Origin of the sequence: Mesorhizobium sp. M1E.F.Ca.ET.063.01.1.1, from assembly GCF_003998155.1 — a bacterium.
GTDB lineage: Bacteria > Pseudomonadota > Alphaproteobacteria > Rhizobiales > Rhizobiaceae > Mesorhizobium.
The window spans coordinates 1-2,978 of the sequence record NZ_RZSC01000717.1 but is presented as its reverse complement, the minus strand read 5'-3'; the positions used below and the strand labels follow the sequence as shown (position 1 = coordinate 2,978).

General features: G+C 65.4%; 4 protein-coding genes. 1 reads left to right on the top strand and 3 read right to left on the bottom strand.

What is annotated here, in order from left to right; translation table 11 throughout:
* Positions 1 to 675: helix-turn-helix domain-containing protein (locus EOA29_RS31145; protein ID WP_127222071.1), on the top strand; the 675-nt coding region annotated here is incomplete at its 5' end.
* Positions 676 to 844: 169 nt separating this feature from the next.
* On the opposite strand, the gene EOA29_RS31140 is transcribed toward EOA29_RS31145, so the two are convergent.
* From EOA29_RS31140 to EOA29_RS31130, 3 genes are all read right to left on the bottom strand, one after another.
* A complete protein-coding gene (locus EOA29_RS31140; RefSeq protein ID WP_126090583.1) occupies positions 845 to 1,579 on the bottom strand; it encodes a DUF2161 family putative PD-(D/E)XK-type phosphodiesterase in 735 nt (244 codons plus the stop codon).
* A gap of 122 nt (positions 1,580 to 1,701) precedes the next feature.
* Positions 1,702 to 2,052 (bottom strand): hypothetical protein, encoded by a 351-nt coding sequence (locus tag EOA29_RS31135; RefSeq protein WP_245464827.1) that lies wholly within the window; start codon positions 2,050 to 2,052, stop codon positions 1,702 to 1,704.
* Positions 2,053 to 2,331: 279 nt separating this feature from the next.
* Positions 2,332 to 2,978 (bottom strand): autotransporter domain-containing protein (locus EOA29_RS31130; RefSeq protein ID WP_189479039.1); only part of this gene is annotated, 647 nt, incomplete at its 5' end.

The following is a 2,978-nucleotide window of genomic DNA, read 5'->3' as shown; positions in this document are numbered from 1 at the left end:
GTCCAGTGGGTCATCGGCTGCTCGCGCGACGCCAGGCGCACAGCTTCCGTCTGCAGCGGCGCCATGCTGCTGGCGACGGCAGGTCTGCTCGACGGCCGCCGCGCGGTCACCCATTGGGGACGCTGCGCCGAGTTTGCCCAACGCTTTCCGGCGGTCCGCCTGGAACCCGACCCGATCTTCATTCGCGACGGCAATGTGTGGACGTCCGCCGGCGTGACGGCGGGCATCGATCTCGCCCTTTCCTTCGTCGAGGCAGACCTTGGCCGACGCATGGCGCTTGCGGTGGCGCGCGAGTTGGTGGTCTTCCTGAAACGCCCGGGTGGCCAGGCGCAGTTCAGCCAGACCCTCAAGCTGCAGGATGGCGACGGGCGCTTCGACAGGCTGCATGGCTGGATCCTCGACAATCTGGGCAGCGACCTTTCGCTGGCGACATTGGCCGAGCGCGCCAATATGAGCCCACGCAGCTTTTCGCGGCACTATCGCGAGGCAACCGGCCGCACACCCGCCCGCGCGGTCGAAGAAATCCGCATCGAGGCCGCACGACGGATGCTGGAACAGGGACTGGCCGTCAACCAGGCGGCCCGGCGCTGCGGCTTCGGCTCGGAAGAAACCATGCGCCGCGGCTTTCTACGCGCCCTCGGCACCAACCCGCGCGACTATCGCGAGCGTTTCTGAAACGCCGTCCTTGCGCGAAGGTCCCTAAAGCGAACTCTCGCCTACCCCCTTGTGACTCAGGGTAATCGCATATGGCGCTCCCCCTCTCCGTCTCGGCTTCGCCGAGCCACCTCTCCCCCACTTTGTGGGGGCGAGCAACCCAAGCTTTTCAAGGCTGCGACGTCAGAAGTTAGCGTTCCTCGCTCCCATGAAATGGGGGAGAGGTGTCCGCGCAGCGGACGGAGAGGGGGCTGGCGCTGCTATATGCGATTGCCCGGCCCTGTGACTGGACAGCGGCGACGCCGGCTTCGGTCAGCGCGTAGATGCCGCGCTCGGCCCTGGCGAACCAGCCGTAGTAATTGTGCAGAAGGATGCTGGCCGCGCGCGGCGAGAGTTCCTTGAGGTCGCGCGGCCGCTTCGGGCCATCGGCCATGGCGGCGGCGCAGGCGATCGCCTCCTGCCGGTAGGCGGTCATGATGGGCTTTCGTCGCGTGCTGCCGCCGATGGACGGATCGCCCTTACGGCGATGATGTTCCTCGACCAGACGCGAGCGGCGCCTCGGGTCGCGCCGGGGCGGCACGGCGGCCGGGCTGAGCAGCAGCTCGACCTTGCCTTTTCCGTCGACCGCCAGCAAACCGAAGCCGAGCCGCCGGCAGAGTGCGCGAAACCGGCGGTCATGCTCGCGGCCCTTGCCGCGCGCCGACTGCCTCGCCGCGAGCCAGACCTCGTCGCAGGCCGCGGCGCGATCGACGCCCTGCAGGACGAGTTCGAGATTGAACTGCAGCTTCAGCTCGCAGATGACGACCACCGGCGGCTCGCCATCGCGCAGCCCGACGATGTCGCAGCCGCCGACCTCGCCCTTGACGGTGAAATCCAGGCTCTCGAGAAACCGCTTCACCGGGGCGTAGAGGGACGTTTCCTGCATGGCAGAGGAATAGCCGATTCGGGCCTTGCCAGCACGTCGCAGGGTGACATGCGGACTGCCAGGGTAATCCCCGCGATCGAGGTGCGGTCCGTTGACAATCTCGTCGACTGCCGTTCCGTGGACTATTGCCTGGCGAACTGGCCCCTGTAGGTCTGGCCGGCAAGCGCATAGGTGACGGCCAACGTTCCGTCCGGCTGCATCGTAAAGGTGGCGTCCGCGCCATTCGGCAGGCGCCCGAGCTTCAATGTGTTTCCGACAATCCTGCCGGCGCCGTCGGCGACCCCCGGCTTGTAGTCGGCCACATCGCCCCACGCATAGCTGACCGTCACCTGACCGCCCGAAGAAACCGTCAGCACGGCCAGCTTGCCTTCATACATGCCATCCAGCCGTCCGGCCCATATGCCTGAAAACGCGGCATACCTAGCCGGAACGCCCTTGCCGGGAGGCGTGATCGCCACGGTTTGGTCCAACACCGCCAAATCCGGAGAAGCCGGAGCCGCAACGGCAGCCGGGGCAGGTTGGGGTGGAGGAGCGGGTGGTGCCTCGGATGCCGATTGGCAGGCGACGAGTGCGAACGCCGCGAAGCCAAGGATCGGAGAAAGACTGCCTGGTGGCAGCCGAGACAGAACAGGTCCCTGCCGAAATTCCCTGACGGGGGTCGAAGAGCGACGAATTTTCGGCATTTCAGCGATCAGCCCCACTTCCTTTGCGTGAAATCCTAGCACGAACCGCTGCTCATTTTGGCCGGTGTATTAGAATTTTACGCCTACTCTCGCGCCGAAAGCATGATCCTGGCCGCCTGAAGCCAATTGTCCGCTGTAGGTCACACCGAAAAGGGCATCGTCGGTGAGATTCAGGTCAATGGCAGCCTCGACGACAGCGGCATCCCTGGCGATCGGCACGCCTTCTATGGCAAACGCGTCGGAGCCGCTGAAGACGAATGTGGAAAGCGGGATCGTATCGCCATAGGCATGGCGCCAGCCGATCGTTCCGCGTGCTGTGGCCCGCATGCCGGAAAGGTCGAAACCGGTCGAGGCTCGCAGCCCGAGCGTTGTGAAGGTTGCGTCCGTGGTCTCACCGTCGGCATGAAGCGCGCCGGCGCCGCCGCTTTCCGAATAGGCATCGGTGTGAAGGCTCACATGGGACAGGTTGGCGAAGGGCTCGAAGGCAGCCGGGACGGTATCGACACGGTAGCTGGCTTCGCCGAAGACGTGGAAGGTTCCCGCGTCGTATTTTGCCTGAAGGCTGTCAGCGAAGCCGGGAAAAGCCACCGTGCGGTCCGTCTCGATATTGTGCCATGCGTAAGTCGCGCCGGCGCGCAGGCTGAACTGGTTCCATTGCGTGCCGCCATAGAAACCCGAGCGTGTAGTTCTCGCTGTCGCCGGATGAGGCACGGTCC

Excerpts from the sequence above, each read along its gene's own strand:
- EOA29_RS31140 (WP_126090583.1), bottom strand. The coding sequence starts at position 1,579 with ATGCAGGAAACGTCCCTCTACGCCCCGGTGAAGCGGTTTCTCGAGAGC.